The sequence below is a fragment of the Roseibium sp. QJM3NY_11 genome, from assembly GCF_056173175.1.
Map to the genome: position 1 here is coordinate 5142688 of NZ_CM149660.1, position 17712 is coordinate 5160399.

Below are 17712 nucleotides of genomic sequence, written 5' to 3' on the forward strand. Positions count from 1 at the left end.
GTGACCCTATCGCAACTTGACAGGGCCCCGCCAAATCCTCCCAATGGCGCCATACCGCCGGTCAACAGGGGACGGATCCTTCGATGGACAAGAAACACCAGATCAATCTTTGGTACGCCTTCACGGCCTTGATGCTGGTGTTGATGTTCCAAAGCTGGTGGACCACCTACAAGACCGTCGAACAGATCCCTTACAGCCAGTTCGAACAGTATCTCAAGGACGGCAAGATCGACGAGATTTCCGTCAAGGAGAACGTCATCGAGGGCAAGTTCAAGGAGCTCTCGAAGGACGGCAAACAGTATTTCATCACCACCCGCGTGGACTTCCCGCTCGCCGAAGAGCTCAGCAAATACGATGTGAAGTTCACCGGCGTCGTCCAGAACACGATCCTGCGCGATATCCTCTCCTGGGTTCTGCCGGTGCTGCTGCTGTTCGGGCTGTGGGCGTTTTTCATCCGCCGCTTTGCCGAAAAACAGGGATTCGGCGGCATGATGACCGTCGGAAAATCCAAGGCGAAGGTCTATGTCGAGACCGGTGTGGATGTCAGCTTCGAAAATGTCGCCGGTGTGGACGAGGCCAAACGCGAACTGCAGGAAGTCGTCGATTTCCTGCAGAACCCGCAAGCCTATGGCCGCCTGGGTGCGCATGTTCCAAAGGGCATCCTGCTGATCGGTCCTCCCGGGACGGGGAAAACCCTGCTCGCCCGCGCCGTCGCCGGAGAGGCGGGCGTGCCGTTCTTTTCCATCTCCGGTTCCGAATTTGTCGAGATGTTCGTCGGCGTCGGTGCCGCCCGGGTGCGCGACCTGTTCGAGCAGGCCCGCAAGGCCGCTCCCGCCATCATTTTCATCGATGAACTCGACGCCCTCGGACGCGCGCGCGCCAACAGTCCGATGGGATCGAACGACGAAAAGGAACAGACGCTCAATCAGCTCCTGACCGAACTGGACGGCTTCGATCCCTCGAGCGGCATCATCCTGCTCGCGGCAACCAACAGGCCCGAGATCCTGGATCCGGCCCTGCTGCGGGCGGGACGTTTCGACCGCCAGGTGCTTGTCGACCGCCCGGACAAGTCCGGACGTTGCGCGATCCTCGACGTCCATGTGAAGAAGATCAAGCTGTCGCCTGACGCCGACCTCGACCAGGTTGCCCAGCTGACGGCGGGTTTCACCGGGGCGGACCTGGCCACGCTGGTGAACGAAGCCGCCCTGCTCGCGACACGCCGGAACGGCGACGCGGTTGCCCTGCCGGATTTCAGCGAAGCCATCGAACGCGTGATCGCGGGCATCGAGAAACGAAGCCGCCTCCTGTCCGACAAGGAACGCAAGACCGTCGCTTTTCATGAAATGGGCCACGCCCTGGTCGCAGCCAATCTGGAAGGCTGCGATCCGGTGCACAAGATCTCGATCATCCCGCGCGGTGTCGGCGCTCTGGGCTACACCATGCAACGGCCGACAGAGGACCGGTTCCTGATGACCACCCGGGACCTGGAAGACCGGATGACCGTCCTGATGGGAGGGCGTGCGGCGGAAGAGATCGTCTTCGGCGAGATTTCGACCGGCGCTTCCGACGACATCCAGAAAGTTACCGAGGTTGCCCGGGACATGGTCATGCGATACGGCATGGAGACCGGGCTGGGCAATCGGATCTACTCCGCGCAGAGACAGAATTTTCTCGGCCAACCGGGCGGCGATGTCGTCGAGGTTTCCGACCAGACCCAACGCGAGATCGACATGGCGATCAAATCCCGTGTCGAACAGGCGTTCGCGCAGGCCAAGGACCTTCTGAACGCGCATCGCAAGGAACTGGACGAAGGCGCGGCGCTTCTTCTTGAAAAAGAAACACTCACCGATCAGGACTTCCCGGCCATCCGGCCACTTGCCAAGCGCCGCCACAACGCCGCGGCGCAATAGTTCACGCCGCACACCCGGAGGCACTGTTCCTGTCCGGAGACGCCGGGTCCGCCTGTGCGCCCTGCGGCCGTGTGAAGGCGGCTGCCCAGGCTTCGAACCGGTCCGCCGGCATCGGCCGGGCAAACAGGAACCCTTGCGCGGTGGTGCAGCCGTTTTCCATCAGGAAGGCCTGCTGGTCGATCGTTTCGACACCTTCGGCAACCACTTCGTAGCGAAGGCTTTTCGCCATCGCCAGGATCGTCTTGACGATGGACCGGCTGTGGTGATCGCCGGCCAGGCCGCTGACGAAGCTCCGGTCGATCTTGAAGGTGTTGAACGGCAGGCGCTGGAGATGGGCCAGACTGGAATATCCCGTGCCGAAATCGTCGATGGCGAAGGTGATGCCGGCCTTCAGCAACGGGCCGGTCGCCTCCGACACCCGCTCCGGATCCGCCATGGCCACGGTCTCCGTGACTTCCAGCTGCAGCAGCTCGGCCGGGAACCCGGTGATGTCGAGCGTTTCGAGCACCCGTGACGTAAAGCCCGGTTGCTCGATCTGCCGGATGGAGACGTTCACCGCCAGCGGCATCCTCTGACCGGCGTCGAGCCAGACCCGCCCCTGCCGGCAGGCAAGATCCAGGACCCGCTCTCCCAGACGCGTGATCAGACCGCTCTCCTCGGCGACATCGATGAAACACCCCGGCGACAGCAGGCCCCGGTCCGGATGGTTCCACCGGGCCAGAACCTCCGCCCCGACCACGCTCATGGACGTGCAGTCGATCTTCGGCTGAAACACGATGGTGATTTCGTCACGAAGGAGCGCGATCTTCAGCTCCGCTTCCAGGCGGATCCGCTCATGCGCATGCGAGTCGCTCTCGATTTCCTGATAGAAGCAGGCCCGGTTGCCGCCTGTCCGTTTGGCGGCATACATGGCGATATCGGCGTTCTTCAGGATCGCGGTGTAGTCCTCGCCGTCGTCCGGATAGACAGACACGCCGATGCTGGCGCCAACGGCCATGGTCAGTCCGCTGACCTCCAGCGGCTGTTCGACACATTGCACCAGTTGCTCGGCAAACAGGCGCAGGTCTTCCATCGGCATTTCGGCCGGCAGGACCACGGCGAATTCGTCGCCGCCCAGGCGGGCAACCAGCGGTGCGAAGGCCGGTTTCCGGTCCGCGCGTTCCTTTCCGGCGGCGCCGTCACGGGCTCTTGTGTCCAGCAGCCGCTGCAGTCTGGCGGCCACTTCCTTCAGCAAGGCATCGCCGTGGTCGTGGCCGTAGCTGTCATTGACCCGCTTGAACCTGTCCAGATCGATGAACAGAACGCACATGCGGTTCGGCTTGCCGCCGGCCCCTTCCATATTGGCGTTGAAATGCTGCCGGAAGCTTTCCCGGTTCGGCAACCGGGTGACCGGATCGACGTAAGCCAGTTCGTGAATGCGGGCCATGTTGTTGCGGATGGTGGCCACCATGTCGCGATAGGCGCGGGCAAGCACGCCGATCTCGTCCTTTCGATTGACCGGAAACGGCGCGTCGAAGTTGCCGGAACTGACCGTGTGGGCGGCCTGCGTGAGGGCCTTGATCGGCCTGACGAAATTTTCGGCGAAATGAATGGTGACCGGGACACAGAAGACCAGCAACACCAGCGTGATGACGATGTTGCGCCCCCAGATCGACAACAGCATGCCGTTGACCGGCATCCGTTTCACCGAAACGAGCGCCGTGCCAAGCATGTCTCCGGAGACCATGTCGCGGACCGGAAGCGCGATCTCGACGCGCTCGCGTGTCTGGCGGAGCTGGTCGCGGCCGGTGTCGAGAATCTCCCGCACGAGCGGGTGGTTTTCCGTCTCGTCGAAATAGCTCGTGTCCGGATCGCTGTCGATCGTGACCGTCCGCGCCGGGTCGTGCACCTGGGCAAATTCGACGACACCGCTTGCCGCGATGCTCTCCAGTTCCTGTTCCAGGATCAGATAGTGATGATTGGTCAGATGGGGAACTGCGAGACGGCTCACGGTCGCGCCGATTGCCTTGGCGTCGGAGACGGCCCGCTTCTCCTCGTCGCGCAGGTCGAGGTAGCTGGCAACCATGATCATGACCACTGAAAGCGCCAGAAAGAGGCCGGCGACAAGCAGCACGAAACGCGAGCTCAGGCTTGGCAGCCATGTCGACAGGATGCCAACAAGTTTTGTCACGACACGCGGCATTTCACCCACAACCAACTCCCCTGAGAGACCCGGTCATCCTAACGAACAAGTCTTGAAGGGCAGATAATCGCGACATCGTAAAACCTGCCGATGCCGTAAACGCTAAGCCGACCTTTAGCCGGAGAAATTAGATTGCCTGAATCGAGGGGATTTTTCGGCAAGGACGCGGAATTTCATTGGTTTATTGACCAGTGAAAATCTTAATAAATTTCGTTTTTCCTCGTAAAAACTGCTCAATAGTGCCGTTTCAGGACAATTTGCCCTGGTGCCGTGGCTGGCGCTTCCGTCTCAACGAAAAAGGGCGCCCGCATCACCTGCAGGCGCCCTTTCGGAATTTCGCCGGGTCGTGGCCCTAAAACGTCAGGTCAGAAGCGTCGCCTCGGTCTTTTCCTTGACCTCGTCGAGCGTCACGTCCGGTGCGAGTTCGACCACTTTAAGGCCGCCGTCGGTGACGTTGAAAACACCGAAATTGGTGATCACCCGGTCAACGCAGCCCACGCCGGTCAGCGGCAGCGAGCATTCTTTCAGGAGCTTCGGATCGCCCGCCTTGGAAGCGTGGTCCATGATCACCACGACGCGCTTGACGCCGGCGACCAGATCCATGGCACCACCCATGCCCTTGACCATCTTGCCCGGGATCATCCAGTTGGCAAGATCACCGTTTTCGGCGACTTCCATGGCGCCAAGGATCGACAGGTCGATATGTCCGCCGCGGATCATTCCGAAGCTGTCGGCGGACGAGAAATAGCTCGTCTGCGGCAGTTCGGTGATGGTCTGCTTGCCGGCATTGATCAGGTCGGCGTCGACCTCGTCATCGGTCGGAAACGGGCCCATGCCGAGCATGCCGTTCTCCGACTGAAGGGTGACGTGAACGCCTTCCGGAATGTAGTTGGAAACCAGCGTCGGAATGCCGATGCCGAGGTTGACGTAAAAGCCGTCTTCCAGTTCCTGCGCTGCGCGCCTTGCCATGTCATCACGTGTCCAGGCCATGATGTTTTCTCCCTCAGGCTGCGCGCGTCGTGCGCTTTTCAATGCGTTTTTCGTGATTGCCGAGAATGATGCGGTCGACAAAGATCCCGGCGGTGTGGATGTTGTCCGGATCGAGTTCACCGACCTCGACAATCTCCTCGACCTCGACCACGCAGACCTTGCCGGCGGTCGCCATCATCGGATTGAAGTTCCGTGCCGTCTTGCGGTAGACAAGATTGCCTTCCTTGTCGGCCTTCCAGGCCTTGACCAGCGCAACATCGGCAACCAGGCCGGTTTCCATGATGTAGGTCTCGCCGTTGAAGTCCTTGTGCTCCTTGCCCTCGGCAATGAGCGTGCCGACACCGGTCTTGGTGTAGAAGCCCGGAATGCCCGCGCCGCCGGCGCGGATCCGCTCGGCCAGAGTGCCCTGCGGATTGAATTCCAGCTCCAGTTCGCCGTTCAGATACTGCTTTTCGAAAGTGGCGTTCTCGCCCACATAGGACGACACCATTTTCTTGATCTGACGTGTCTGCAGCAACAGACCGAGCCCGAAGTCATCGACACCGGCGTTGTTGGAAATGGCGGTGACGTCCCTGGCTCCGGAGTCCCGGAGCGCCACGATCAGATTTTCCGGGATACCGCACAGCCCGAAACCGCCGGCCATAACAGTCATGCCGTCAAAGGTGAGCCCGTCCAGGGCCGCCTTCGCGTCCGGATAAATTTTGTTCATGTTTCACTCCCAGTAATGACCGCTGAATGCGTGAGGCGCACATTCGCCGCTTGGTTCTTTCCGGTCAAGCCATCTTTGCCGCATCGCAGCGCAAATCATGAACGGCCTGTCACTTAATCGATTTGGCCGGTCTTCCGGCAAAAACGCGCCCGTCATGCCTGAATTCCGTCGGTCCGTTTATGGTTTTTAAAGTCTTAAGATCAAGACTCCGGAAGCAGATCCATGGACCTTGCCGCGAGGCAGGGCCCTGACACCCACTGGAAAGAAATCACCTGCCGTGTATCCGTTCCTGTCGACCCTCTTCAAGATCGCGGTGTTTTCGCTGCTCGTCGGCGCGGGTCTTTCCTTTGTCAACATCACGGCAACGGACATTCTCGGCTCGGTCGGTCTCAGTCCGCTGCAGCTGTGGATCTACATGCTCGAATTCCGGGACTGGGCCGTTCCGAACATGGTCCTCGGCGCCTTCATCGTGGTTCCCGTGTGGCTGGTGATCTACCTGTTCCAGCCGCCCCGCTCAAGCTGAGCCCCGCATTCAGCCATCCGCTCCGAACGCCGCGCGCTCATCCTGCTCCCGGCGCAGCTGCTGCCGCCGGGACACGAGCGAGGCGGCGATCACACCAATGGTCACCAGCGCGACCAGAATGGTGCAGACGGCGTTGATTTCGGGTGTGACACCAAGCCGGACCTGGGAATAGATCTTCATCGGCAGGGTCGTCGCGCCCGGTCCGGTGGTGAAGCTGGCGACCACAAGATCGTCCAGGGACAAGGTGAAGGCGAGCATCCAGCCGGCGAGCACGCCCGGAAAGATGATCGGCAACGTGATCAGGAAGAAAGTCTTGACCGGCGGGCAGCCGAGGTCCTCCGCGGCCTCTTCCATGGACTTGTCAAAGCCGACCAGGCGGGACTGCACCACCACGGCCACGTAGCACATGGCGAAGGTCGTGTGCGCCAGCATCACGGTCCAGAAGCCGCGGCTGGTGTCCATCGCCACGAACAAGAGCAGCAGCGACAGGCCGAGGATCACCTCGGGCATCACCAGCGGCGCGAAGATCATGCCGGAGAACAGCGAGCGGCCGACAAACCGCCCCGAACGGACAAGCACAAGAGCCGCGATCGTGCCGAACACCGTTGCGATGGTCGCCGAGGCAAAGGCAACCCGCAGCGTGACCCAGGCGGCATCCAGAAGCTGATCGTTGTCCAGCAGTGCCACGTACCACTTGGTCGAAAACCCGCCCCATACGGTCACCAGCCGGCTTTCGTTGAACGAATAGACCACCAGCAAGACGATAGGCAGATACAGGAATGAAAAGCCCAGCACGAGCGAGGTGATGTTGAACCAGGTCGGGCCGCGGGTCATGCGTTCTTCTCCGACATCTTCTGCTGCTGGTTCTGGAACATCACGATCGGGATCACCAGGATCATCAGCAGGATGACGGCAACCGCCGAGGACACCGGCCAGTCGCGGTTGTTGAAGAACTCGACCCAGAGCGTCTTGCCGATCATCAGCGTCTCGGAGCCGCCCAGCAGATCCGGAATGACGAATTCCCCCACCGCCGGAATGAACACCAGAAAGCATCCGGCGATGACCCCGGGCAGCGACAGCGGTACGGTGATCTTCCAGAACGCCTTCCAGGGCGGGCAGCCGAGATCCTCGGCCGCTTCGAGAAGACTGCCGTCCAGCCTTTCAAGGCTGGCATAAAGCGGCAGCACCAGGAACGGCAGGTAGGAATAGACGATGCCGATGTAGACCGCGATGTTGGTGTTCAGGATCACCAGCGGCTCATCGATCAGGCCCAGCATCAGAAGCAGCTGATTGAGCAGGCCCTCGTTCTTGAGAATACCGATCCAGGCGTAGACCCGGATCAGGAAGCTGGTCCAGAAGGGCAGGATCACCAGCATCAGCAGTGTCGGGCGCAGAGACTGCGGGCTGCGGGCCATGCCATAGGCGATCGGATATCCGATCACCAGCGTCGCCAGCGTCGAGATCGCAGCGATGGTGACCGAGGATATGTAGGACTTCCAGTAAAGCGTGTCTTCCGTCAGCCAGACGTAGTTTTCCACGGTGAGTTCACCGAGACCGTCCATAATCGACCGCCAGCCTTCGGCGAGATCAAAGGTCGGTGTGTAGGGCGGAATGGCCACCACCACCTGCGACAGGGAAATCTTGAAGACGATCAGGAACGGCGTCAGAAAAAAGATCAGGAGCCAGAGATAGGGCAAGGCGATCAGGAGCCAGCCGGAAAGACTGCGTCGGGGAGGAGCGGCGATGTGATCTTCGGCCATGGCCCTAGCCCTTCAGGATGACGCCGGCGTCCCGGTCGAACGACAGCACCACCTCGTCGTCCCAGTTGATCGGGTTTTCCACCAGCCGCGAGACGTTTGCGAAGGTGGCGCGAAGTGTGTCGCGGTCGTCAGCGCCAACCTTGGCATGAATGATCGAGACATCGCCGAGATAGGCAATGTCCCAGACCACCCCGTCGACCTGATTGACCGCGCCCGGGGTCCGGCGCCCCTGTGCGATCCGGACCTTTTCCGGGCGGATGGCATACCAGACCGTCTCCCCGACACTTGCATCCGTGACCTGGTCGGTGTCGAGCGTGAGGTCCGCATTGCGCGCCCTGAGCTGAGTGCCCGCATCGGACTTCGCGGCGACGGCCGCCTCGATCAGGTTCACGTCGCCGATGAAATCGGCGACAAACCTGGAATTCGGCGCTTCGTAGATTTCCGGGGGCGTGGCCACCTGAACAAGTTCGCCCTTGTCCATGACGGCGATCCGGTCGGCGACCGTCATCGCCTCTTCCTGATCGTGGGTGACAATCAGAAAGGTCATCTTCAGATCTTCCTGAAGGCTCATCAGTTCGAACTGGGTTTCCTCGCGCAGCTTCCGGTCGAGGGCGCCGAGCGGCTCGTCGAGCAGCAGCACCTTGGGCCGTTTGGCCAGAGACCGGGCCAGGGCGACGCGCTGACGCTGGCCGCCGGACAACTGGTGAGGCTTGCGCTTGGCGAACTCCTCCAGCTTGGTCAGCCGCAGCATCTCGGCAACCCGGTCCGCGATCTCCGACGCCGGCATCCTGTCCTGCTTCAGTCCGAAGGCGATGTTCTTTTCCACGCTCATGTGGGGAAACAGCGCATAGGACTGGAACATCATGTTGGAAGGCCGCCGGTAGGGCGGAATACCGGCAAGGTCCTGACCGTCCAGGAAGATCTGTCCGGAGGTCGGCGTCTCGAAGCCGGCGAGCATGCGCATCAGCGTGGTCTTGCCGCAGCCCGACCCGCCCAGAAGCGCAAAAAATTCACGCTCGAAGATGGTCAGGGAAAGGTTTCTGACCGCCGTGAAGTCGCCGAATTTCTTGGTGACATCCCGGAATTCGATGAAGGGTGGATGGCCCGGGATTTCCCAGGGGGTGAATTCCCGGCGCACCGGGCCTATCGATTTTTTCGCCAAGGCAATCCCCCACCCCGAAGAGACATTCCGTCATGAAAGGCGCCGGACCCTTGTTCGGGGGCCGGCGCCCACTGGCCTTACTGGCCGCTTTTCACCGATGTCCACGTGCGGGTGACGATCCGGTTCACCTTCGGCGGATAGGAGGTGACGGTGTAGAGGTTCTTGACCGCATCCTCGCTCGGATAGATCGCCGGGTCGCCGATGACGTCGTCGTTGAGAAGTTCCTGGGAGGCCTTGTTGCCGTTGGCGTAGTAGACAACGTTGGACGCCTTCGCCATCACGTCCGGCCGCATGATGTAGTTCAGGAACTCATGCGCCTCGTCCTTGTGCGGGGCATCTGCCGGGATCGCCATCTGGTCGAACCACATCAGGGCGCCTTCCTTCGGAATGGCATATTCCACGGTCACGCCGTTGCCGGCCTCCGCCGCACGGTCACGAGCCTGAAGCACGTCACCGGACCAGCCGATGGCCAGGCAGATATCGCCATTGGCCAAGGCGTTGATGTATTCGGACGAGTGGAATTTCTGCACATAGGGGCGGATGGACATGAGCAGCTCACCGGCCTTTTCGATGTCTCCCGTATCCTTGCTGTCCGGATCGAGGCCGAGATAGTTGAGCGCGGCCGGCACCAGTTCGGTCGGCGCATCCAGCACGTGGACACCGCAGTCCTCCAGCTTCGCCAGATTTTCCGGCTTGAAGAACAGGTCCCAGCTGTCGACCGGCGCGTCCTCGCCCAGCGCTTCCTTCACCTTGTCGACATTGTAGCCGAGGCCGGTGGTGCCCCACATGTAGTTGATGGAGTACAGGTTGCCCGGATCGTATTTCTCGACCCGCTGCTCGATGTCCGTCCACATGTTGGAAAGATTGGTCAGCTTGGCCTTGTCGAGCTCGGAAAAGACACCGGCCTTGATCTGGCGGGCGAGGAACGTCCCGGTCGGCACCACCACATCGTAGCCGGTGCTGCCGGCGAGCAGCTTGGTTTCCAGAACCTCGTTGCTGTCGAAGACGTCGTAGACGACCTCGATGCCGGTTTCCGTCTCGAAGTCCTTCAGGATGGATTCATCGATGTAATCGGACCAGTTATAGACATTCACCGTCCGGTCCTGGGCGAGCGAAGCGCCGCTCATAAGGCCGAGCACAGCGACTCCGGTCAGCATGGTTTTGATCGTCAATTGAGAACTCCCCTCAGAGTTTGACTGCGGTCCGTTGCGGACCTTGATCCCTGTTTGCAAACGGACAATCGCGCTGTTTGCGTCTTGTGCCCGAAAGATTGGCGATGGTGCCGGATTTTGTCCAGCTTCGATTTTGAGCGCCAGGTGCTCACAAATAGGTCCGGCGCTCCAGTGACGAGATCTCGCGTCCGAATTCGGTCAGCTCGTGGCGCTTGATCTCGGTAAGAACCTTGTGCATTTCCTTGCCCACGGCCTGTTTCATCAGCTTGGAAGCCTCGAAGGCGTCGATCGCCTCGTCCATCCAGGGCGTCAGCCGCTTCCTGCGTTTCTGGTAGGCATTTCCCGTCACCGGCGGCGGCGGGTCCTTCTGCAGCCGCAACCCTTCCATCATGCCGGCCAGCACGCCGGTCAGCACCAGATAGGGATTGGCGTCGGCACCGGCGATACGGTGTTCCACACGCGCAGCCTCCGGGCTTGAAGCCGGCACGCGCAACGCGACCGAGCGGTTGTCGTAGCCCCAGCAGATCGACGCCGGGGCGTAGGACCCCGGCTGCATGCGGCGGAAGCCGTTGAAGGTGGAGATGAACAGGAGCAACGCTTCCGGCATGGTCTTCAACAGACCGCTGATGGCGTAACCGAGGCGTTCGGCACCGAGGTCCGGGTCGGCGAACAGGTTGCCGGTCTCGTCTTCCATGGACACATGGACATGCATGCCGTTGCCGGGCCATTCCACAAACGGCTTGGCCATGAAGGAGGCCTTCAGTTCGTGCTTGCGGGCAACGCCTGCCACGAGACGGCGCAGCAGCACCACGTCGTCGGCGGCCAGCAGCGGATTGCGGCGATGATGGAGATTGAGTTCGAACTGGCCGGGCGCCGCCTCGGAAACCGCGGCGTCCGCCGGAATTCCCTGGGCCTCGCAGGCCCTGCGCAGATCATCGACCACCGGCAGCAGGGCTTCCAGATCCGAAAGCGCGTACATGTTCTGGCGGGCGGGTCCCAGATGGGTGGCAAACAACGGTTTCGGCTGTTCGGTCCAGTCGCCATCGCTTTCCTCGAACAGGTAGAATTCCAGTTCGAAGGCGCAGGTCGCGGTCACGCCGAACTCGTCCTTCAGGCGCGCAACCATGTTTTCCAGCACATGGCGCGGGTCGGCCAGGAAGGGATCGCCGTCACGGTCATACATGGACAGCAGCACCTGGGCGGTCTTGCGGTCGGTCCACGGCACCAGCTTGAGCGTTTCGGGGATCGGCCAGCAGACACCGTCCTTGTCGCCGGTTTCCAGATGCATGCCGGTCGCCTCGACCTCGCGCCCCCAGACATCCAGACCGAACAGGGAATAGGGAAATGCGACCCCGCCCTCGAAGACCTTGGGCAAGGCGTTGCCCGGCAGCCACTTGCCCCGCAGCACGCCGTTGGTGTCCGGCAGCACGACCTCGAGCGTGTCCAGGTCCGGATGGGCCGCGAGGAAGGCGTTGAAATCACTCTTCCAGCCAGGGTCGGCCGGATGTTCAAGGATCTGGTGAGGTAACTCGTTCATCTGAGGTATGTCTTGCCTTGGCGTCCACCGGCCGAGCGTCTCCAATTCACGGATCCGGCCGTCAGCTTTTGTTTGCGTCCACGTCAAAAATGTGATCACTTTCGGAAAACCCTGTCAAGCAGGATCGTGAACTTCATTCTCCCGGCGGGTCGAACCGCTGACACGCTGTTCCTCCGGGACCCAGTTCACCAACACGCTGCCCGCTGGCCCCGGCACCCGGGAACCAGCGCCAGGACACCGGCGCCCACGCCCGACAGATGGAGGAGATCATCCTTGACCGATGCGCATTCCGCCCTGAAGTCCGGCCCGGCCAAGGCAGCCGCCGCGGCGCCTTCCTCCCGTGGTGCAACCCGCGAACAGGTCGACAGCGCCGTACGCTCGCGCCTGCTCACGGGACGTTTCATTCCGGGAAAATCAATGACCATCCGGGGGCTGGCCGCAGACCTGGGCGTCAGTCCGATGCCGGTGCGCGAAGTGCTGCAACGGCTCGCAGCGGAGAATGCGCTGGAAGTCAAACCGAACGGACGGGTGCAGGTACCTGACATGACGCCCGGCCGCTTCGACGAAGTGCTGAAGGCCCGTTTGCTGCTGGAAACGGAACTGGCCGAACTGGCCTTGCCGCATCTTCGCAGCGCCGACGCAGCCGACCTCAAGGCCATCGACGACGACATCGACGCGCGCCTGACCAATGGCGACGCGGAGGCCTATATGCGGCTCAACCATGCCTTCCATTTCCGCATTTACCGGGCTTCCGGATCCCAGGTGCTCCTGCCCCTGATCGACAGCCTGTGGCTGCAATTCGCTCCCTTCATGCGCACCGTCTACGGGCGGGTCGGCACGGCCAATCTGGAAGACCGTCACAAGGAAGCCATCCGGGCGATCGAACGGGCGGACGCCCCTGCCCTGCGCACCGCGATCGCGGCAGACATCGCCGATGGCATGGGTCTTCTGGGCAAGGAAGTCCTGGCCAAGCCATGAGCCTGTTGATCCCCGGCCCAACCCGTGTCATTTTGTGATCACAAACTGATTTTTTTCGCCTGCTGCAACTCTGGCCAGCTTCGCTCACCCCTTCCGCAAGCGGCTGGCCATCCCCGCATCCACAGACCCCGCACCCTCAAGACCGATGGAGCTTCCCGTGACTTCCGAAACGCCCGCCAGTGAAAGCGCAAACCCTGTTGACAGCCTGCGCGGCGTCCCGGATGAGAATGCCGCCCGTGACTGGCTCGGCGCGCGCAACATCGAGGACATCGAGTGCATAGTCCCGGATCTTGCCGGCGTTGCGCGCGGCAAGATGATGCCGACGGGAAAATTCTTTTCCGGTCCCGTGATGACCATGCCCGCGTCGATCTTCGCGCAGACCATTTCCGGAGATTACCCGGAAGACGACGAGCGCTTTCAGCATAATCCGACGGATGGCGATCTCTATTTCCGCGCCGACTACAGCACCCTGACCACCGTCCCTTGGGAAACGGATCCGACAGCCCAGCTTATTCACGATGCCTATACCCGCGACGGCAAACCGGTGGAAACGGCACCGCGCAATGTGCTGAAGCGCATCCTCAAACTTTATGACGACAAGGGCTGGAAGCCGGTCATCGCACCGGAAATCGAATTCTATCTGGTCAAGCCGAACACCGATCCGGATTATCCGCTTGAACCGCCGCGCGGTCGCTCGGGCCGTCCGGAAGTCGGCCGTCAGTCCTATTCGATTTCCGCGCTCAACGAGTTCGACGACCTGATCGACGACATCTACGACCTGTCAGAGAAGCAAGGTCTGGAAATCGACACCATGATCCATGAGGAGGGCGCCGCGCAGATGGAGATCAACCTGCGTCACGGCGACCCTGTGGTGCTGGCCGATCAGGTGTTCCTGTTCAAGCGCACGATCCGCGAAGCCGCCCTGCGGCACGAGATGTACGCCACCTTCATGTCGAAGCCGATGTCCAACCAGCCCGGATCGGCCATGCATATCCACCAGTCCGTGATCGACATCGAGACGGGCCGCAACATCTTTTCCGGAGACAACGGCGAGGAAACACCGGCCTTCCTGTCGTTCATAGCCGGACACCAGAAGTATCTGCCGAAGGTGACCTGCATCATGGCGCCGTTCGTCAACTCCTACCGGCGTTTCTCCAAGACCTCCACGTCCCCGGTGAATGTCTACTGGGGCTACGACAACCGGACCGTCGGGCTGCGTGTGCCCTATTCCGATCCGCAGGCGCGCCGCCTGGAAAACCGGATCCCCGGCTCGGACGCCAACCCGTATCTGGCCATCGCCGCAAGTCTTGCCTGCGGTTATCTGGGCATTATCAACGGCCTGAAGCCGGATGCGCCCAAGACGGATGACTGTACGGACCGGGCAAAGTCTCTGCCACGCGGCCTGCCGGAAGCCGTCGCCAAGTTCGAAAATTCCAACGAGATGATCGAGGTGTTCGGCGAGAAATTCGTCGCGACCTACCGGGCGATCAAATACGAGGAATTCGAAACCTTCATGTCCGTGATCAGTTCCTGGGAGCGGGAATATCTCCTGCTCAACGTCTGATCCGTTCCCTCACTCTCTTGGAGTTTTCGCCATGACGGCTCATTCCAACATCTACCCGACCAAGGCGCTTCAGGACCTCGACGCCGCTCATCACTGGCATCCGTTCTCGGACATGAAGAGCCTCAACGAAGAAGGCAGCCGGGTGATCACCAGCGCGGACGGGGTCTGGCTGACGGATTCGGAAGGCAACAGGATTCTCGACGGCATGGCCGGTCTCTGGTGCGTCCAGGTGGGCCATGGCCGCAAGGAAATCGCCGACGCGGTCTACAAGCAGATGAACGAATTGTCCTATTACAACACGTTCTTCAAGACGACCCATCCTCCGGCGATCGCCCTGGCAGACAAACTGGCGCAGCTTGCTCCGGACCACATCAACCGGGTGTTCTATTGCTCGTCCGGATCGGAAGCCAACGACACCGTGTTTCGCATGGTGCGCACCTATTGGGACAAGGTCGGCAAGCCGGACAAGAAAGTCATCATCGGCCGCTGGAACGGTTACCACGGCTCGACACTGGCCGGCACAAGCCTCGGCGGCATGAAGGCCATGCACAAGCAGGGCGACCTGCCCGTTCCCGGCGTTCATCACATCGATCAGCCCTACTGGTTCGGTGAAGGCCATGACATGAGCGCCGACGCGTTCGGCATCAAGATGGCGCGCAAGCTGGAAGAGGCGATCGACGAGATCGGCGAGGACAAGGTTGCCGCCTTCATTGCCGAGCCGATCCAGGGCGCCGGCGGCGTGATCATTCCGCCCGACACCTACTGGCCTGAAGTCCGCCGGATCCTGGAGGAACGCGACATCCTGTTCGTTTCCGACGAGGTGATCTGCGGTTTCGGCCGGCTCGGCGAGTGGTTCGGGGCGGACTATTATGGCATGAAGCCCGACCTGATGCCGATCGCCAAGGGTCTGACCTCCGGGTATCTGCCGATGGGCGGCGTTCTGGTGTCCGACCGGGTGGCAGAAGGCCTGATGCTGGCCGGCGACGATTTCAATCACGGCTACACCTATTCCGGACACCCGGCCTGCGCAGCCGCCGCGCTCGCCAATCTCGAGATCATCGAGCGCGAAGGTCTGGTGGAGCGGGTCAAGTCCGACATCGGTCCGTACCTGAAGGAGCGCTGGCTGAAACTCGGCGATCATCCGCTGGTGGGCGAAGCCCGCATGACCGGTCTGGTCGGCGCGCTGGAACTGGTGCCCGGCAAGACCGACCCGCACAAACCGTTCAAGGATGTCGGCGTGGCCGGGCAATTGTGCCGGGACATTTCCTTCGAGCATGGCATGGTGATGCGCGCGGTGCGCGACAGCATGATCATTTCGCCGCCTCTGGTGCTGAGCCACGAGGAAGCCGATCACCTGGTCGCGACGGCGGAAAAAACACTCAACGATGCCCACCGCATCCTGAAGCGGGACGGCTGGCTGTCGTAGAGGCGGTACTCGAGCTCAACCGGATGACCGGGCCGGGACAAATTGGCCGGGCCGCCGAAACCGGCGGCCGACCTCCCGGACCTTCGCGGGCATTTCATTTTTCTTTCAGTGTGACTGTCGGTTAGGTTGGGGCCCGGACGTTCCTGGGATATGGACCCGAAAGGAACTGGAGGATCTGACATGCTGTTTTCCGTAATGATATACGCGAGCGAGGATTTCATCGACGCGCTCACGCCCGAGGAACATGCGCTCATATTGCAAAAACACGGCGCCTTTCACGAGCACACCAAGACCGGCAAGACCTTTGCCGCCGCGGCCAAGCTGATGTCGACGGGAACGGCGGTCACCGTCAATCGCGACGGAGAGGAACTTGTCATCACGGACGGCCCCTACGCGGAGACCAAGGAACAGTTCATGGGGTTCTACCTGATCGACTGTGCCACCCTCGACGAGGCGATCGATGCGGTGAACCTGCTGCCGCTCAACCACGGGCGCATCGAGATCCGGCCGGTGGAGTTCTTCGAGGGGGCGCAATTTCACGATGCCGAGCGCGTGGTTATCAACGCATCTTAGGGCGGCCCGGCCACGCGTCGTGGCCGCGCTGAACCGGGCGTTCAGGGACATCGACCTTGCAGAAGACGCCTTTCAGGAAGCGTCGCTCAGGGCGCTGAAGACCTGGCGTCCGGATGCCCTGCCCGGCGATCCGGTTGCCTGGCTGATCGTTGCTGGGCGCAATGCAGGCATCGATGTCCTGCGCAAGCGAAGCCGGGAAACCCTGTCCGCGCCGGAAGACCTGGAACCGGCCTTCGACGGTGTTCATCCCGAGGCGGACCTGACTGAGACCCTCGACCGATCCGTCTACCGGGACGATATCCTGCGTCTGCTGTTTACCTGCTGCCATCCGGTTCTGCGCCGCGACCAGCAGATCGTCCTCGCGCTCAAGATCGTCGCCGGGCTTTCGGTGGAGGAAATCGCCCGCGCCTTCCTGGTGCAGCCGAAGACGATGGAACAGCGGATCACCCGCGCCAAGAAGCGGCTGCAGGCAGCAAAGCTCTCCTATGAGGAACCGGACAGGACCGGGCGGGCCCAGCGCCTGTCCGCCGTCGCCAATGCGGTCTATCTCGTCTTCAACGAAGGCTATTCCGCCTCGCAGGGGCCCGAACTGATCCGCGTGACCCTGTGCGAGGAAGCCATCCGCCTTGCCCGCCTGCTGGTGCGCCTGTTCCCCGAGGAGCCGGAGCTGCGCGGCCTGCTGGCGCTGTGCCTGATCCAGCACTCCCGCCGCCGCGCCCGTCTGACCGCCTGCGGCAGGGCGGTGACGCTGGAGGACCAGGACCGCGCGCTGTGGGAGCGCACGCCAATTGCCGAAGGCACCATCCTGCTGGAAGCGGCCCTGCGCGCCGGGCGCCCGGGCCCGCTGCAGATCGAGGCCGCCATCGCCGCCACCCACGCCCGCGCCGCCACTTACGAGGCCACCGACTGGCACGAGATCGACCGTCTCTACCACGCCCTGGAACACATCCGCCCCTCCCCCGTCGTCGCCCTCAACCGGGCCGTGGTAAAGGCAAAACTCGACGGCATCCCGGCCGGCCTCACTCGCCTGGACCACCTCTCCACCCCGCTCGCCCGCTATGCCGGCTATCACACGGTGCGCGGCTCGTTTCTGGCGGAGCTGGGACGCACGCGCGAGGCGCGGGAAGCCTATGAAACCGGGCTTGAACTGGCAGGAACGGAGGTGGAGCGGGCGTTCATTCGCGGGAAGCTGGGGGAGATCGGGGCGTGAGGGGGGTGCAAACTGT

The 17712-nt window shown here is 61.9% G+C and carries 15 protein-coding genes; 7 read left to right on the forward strand and 8 right to left on the reverse strand.

Going from position 1 to position 17712, the window contains the following annotated elements:
• Positions 1-83 precede the first annotated feature (83 nt).
• Positions 84-1910: an ATP-dependent zinc metalloprotease FtsH gene (gene ftsH, locus AC0VX3_RS23560; RefSeq protein ID WP_475522558.1), complete on the forward strand. Its 1827-nt coding sequence runs from the start codon at positions 84-86 to the stop codon at positions 1908-1910.
• Between the two features lies 1 nt (position 1911).
• On the opposite strand, the gene AC0VX3_RS23565 is transcribed toward ftsH, so the two are convergent.
• From AC0VX3_RS23565 to AC0VX3_RS23575, 3 genes are all read right to left on the reverse strand, one after another.
• Positions 1912-4080 (reverse strand): putative bifunctional diguanylate cyclase/phosphodiesterase, encoded by a 2169-nt coding sequence (locus AC0VX3_RS23565; protein WP_475522559.1) that lies wholly within the window; start codon positions 4078-4080, stop codon positions 1912-1914.
• 372 nt (positions 4081-4452) lie between these two features.
• On the reverse strand, positions 4453-5082 hold the full coding sequence (locus tag AC0VX3_RS23570; RefSeq protein WP_475522560.1) for a CoA transferase subunit B: 630 nt from the start codon (positions 5080-5082) through the stop codon (positions 4453-4455).
• Between the two features lie 13 nt (positions 5083-5095).
• Positions 5096-5791, reverse strand: a complete 696-nt coding sequence (locus AC0VX3_RS23575) for a CoA transferase subunit A (RefSeq protein ID WP_342891156.1) — start codon at positions 5789-5791, stop codon at positions 5096-5098.
• 277 nt (positions 5792-6068) lie between these two features.
• On the opposite strand from AC0VX3_RS23575, the gene AC0VX3_RS23580 reads away from it, so the two are divergent.
• Positions 6069-6314 carry a DUF6460 domain-containing protein gene (locus AC0VX3_RS23580; protein WP_475522561.1) on the forward strand — a complete coding sequence of 82 codons (246 nt, stop codon included), beginning with the start codon at positions 6069-6071 and terminating at the stop codon, positions 6312-6314.
• 9 nt (positions 6315-6323) lie between these two features.
• Here AC0VX3_RS23580 and AC0VX3_RS23585 read toward each other — a convergent pair whose 3' ends face one another.
• From AC0VX3_RS23585 to AC0VX3_RS23605, 5 genes are all read right to left on the reverse strand, one after another.
• On the reverse strand, positions 6324-7148 hold the full coding sequence (locus tag AC0VX3_RS23585; protein ID WP_342891158.1) for an ABC transporter permease: 825 nt from the start codon (positions 7146-7148) through the stop codon (positions 6324-6326).
• A complete protein-coding gene (locus tag AC0VX3_RS23590; RefSeq protein ID WP_475522562.1) occupies positions 7145-8074 on the reverse strand; it encodes an ABC transporter permease subunit in 930 nt (309 codons plus the stop codon). The genes AC0VX3_RS23585 and AC0VX3_RS23590 overlap by 4 nt, the downstream gene beginning before the upstream one ends.
• A 4-nt stretch (positions 8075-8078) precedes the next feature.
• Positions 8079-9236, reverse strand: coding sequence for an ABC transporter ATP-binding protein (locus AC0VX3_RS23595; RefSeq protein ID WP_475522563.1), 1158 nt, complete (start codon positions 9234-9236; stop codon positions 8079-8081).
• A gap of 77 nt (positions 9237-9313) precedes the next feature.
• Positions 9314-10393 carry a polyamine ABC transporter substrate-binding protein gene (locus AC0VX3_RS23600; protein WP_475525239.1) on the reverse strand — a complete coding sequence of 360 codons (1080 nt, stop codon included), beginning with the start codon at positions 10391-10393 and terminating at the stop codon, positions 9314-9316.
• Between the two features lie 163 nt (positions 10394-10556).
• Positions 10557-11945, reverse strand: a complete 1389-nt coding sequence (locus AC0VX3_RS23605) for a glutamine synthetase family protein (protein WP_475522564.1) — start codon at positions 11943-11945, stop codon at positions 10557-10559.
• Positions 11946-12218: 273 nt separating this feature from the next.
• Here AC0VX3_RS23605 and AC0VX3_RS23610 point away from each other — a divergent pair, with 273 nt between their 5' ends.
• The 5 genes from AC0VX3_RS23610 (at position 12219) to AC0VX3_RS23630 (ending at position 17696) form a co-directional block, all read left to right on the forward strand.
• Positions 12219-12923 (forward strand): GntR family transcriptional regulator, encoded by a 705-nt coding sequence (locus AC0VX3_RS23610; RefSeq protein ID WP_475522565.1) that lies wholly within the window; start codon positions 12219-12221, stop codon positions 12921-12923.
• A gap of 145 nt (positions 12924-13068) precedes the next feature.
• Positions 13069-14487 (forward strand): glutamine synthetase family protein, encoded by a 1419-nt coding sequence (locus tag AC0VX3_RS23615; RefSeq protein ID WP_348145456.1) that lies wholly within the window; start codon positions 13069-13071, stop codon positions 14485-14487.
• 31 nt (positions 14488-14518) lie between these two features.
• A complete protein-coding gene (locus AC0VX3_RS23620; protein WP_475522566.1) occupies positions 14519-15913 on the forward strand; it encodes an aspartate aminotransferase family protein in 1395 nt (464 codons plus the stop codon).
• 180 nt (positions 15914-16093) lie between these two features.
• Positions 16094-16486: a YciI family protein gene (locus AC0VX3_RS23625; protein ID WP_342891165.1), complete on the forward strand. Its 393-nt coding sequence runs from the start codon at positions 16094-16096 to the stop codon at positions 16484-16486.
• Positions 16455-17696: an RNA polymerase sigma factor gene (locus AC0VX3_RS23630; protein ID WP_475522567.1), complete on the forward strand. Its 1242-nt coding sequence runs from the start codon at positions 16455-16457 to the stop codon at positions 17694-17696. Before AC0VX3_RS23625 ends, AC0VX3_RS23630 begins: the two co-directional genes overlap by 32 nt.
• Positions 17697-17712 lie beyond the last annotated feature (16 nt).

What these genes read in the sequence shown, in the direction of transcription:
- AC0VX3_RS23615 (WP_348145456.1), top strand. Translation starts at nt 13,069, where the DNA reads ATGGAGCTTCCCGTGACTTCCGAAACGCCCGCCAGTGAAAGCGCAAAC.
- AC0VX3_RS23605 (WP_475522564.1), bottom strand. Translation starts at nt 11,945, where the DNA reads ATGAACGAGTTACCTCACCAGATCCTTGAACATCCGGCCGACCCTGGC.
- AC0VX3_RS23625 (WP_342891165.1), top strand. Translation starts at nt 16,094, where the DNA reads ATGCTGTTTTCCGTAATGATATACGCGAGCGAGGATTTCATCGACGCG.
- AC0VX3_RS23575 (WP_342891156.1), bottom strand. Translation starts at nt 5,791, where the DNA reads ATGAACAAAATTTATCCGGACGCGAAGGCGGCCCTGGACGGGCTCACC.
- AC0VX3_RS23600 (WP_475525239.1), bottom strand. Translation starts at nt 10,393, where the DNA reads ATGCTGACCGGAGTCGCTGTGCTCGGCCTTATGAGCGGCGCTTCGCTC.
- AC0VX3_RS23585 (WP_342891158.1), bottom strand. Translation starts at nt 7,148, where the DNA reads ATGACCCGCGGCCCGACCTGGTTCAACATCACCTCGCTCGTGCTGGGC.
- AC0VX3_RS23590 (WP_475522562.1), bottom strand. Translation starts at nt 8,074, where the DNA reads ATGGCCGAAGATCACATCGCCGCTCCTCCCCGACGCAGTCTTTCCGGC.
- AC0VX3_RS23630 (WP_475522567.1), top strand. Translation starts at nt 16,455, where the DNA reads ATGCCGAGCGCGTGGTTATCAACGCATCTTAGGGCGGCCCGGCCACGC.
- AC0VX3_RS23620 (WP_475522566.1), top strand. Translation starts at nt 14,519, where the DNA reads ATGACGGCTCATTCCAACATCTACCCGACCAAGGCGCTTCAGGACCTC.
- AC0VX3_RS23570 (WP_475522560.1), bottom strand. Translation starts at nt 5,082, where the DNA reads ATGGCCTGGACACGTGATGACATGGCAAGGCGCGCAGCGCAGGAACTG.
- ftsH (WP_475522558.1), top strand. Translation starts at nt 84, where the DNA reads ATGGACAAGAAACACCAGATCAATCTTTGGTACGCCTTCACGGCCTTG.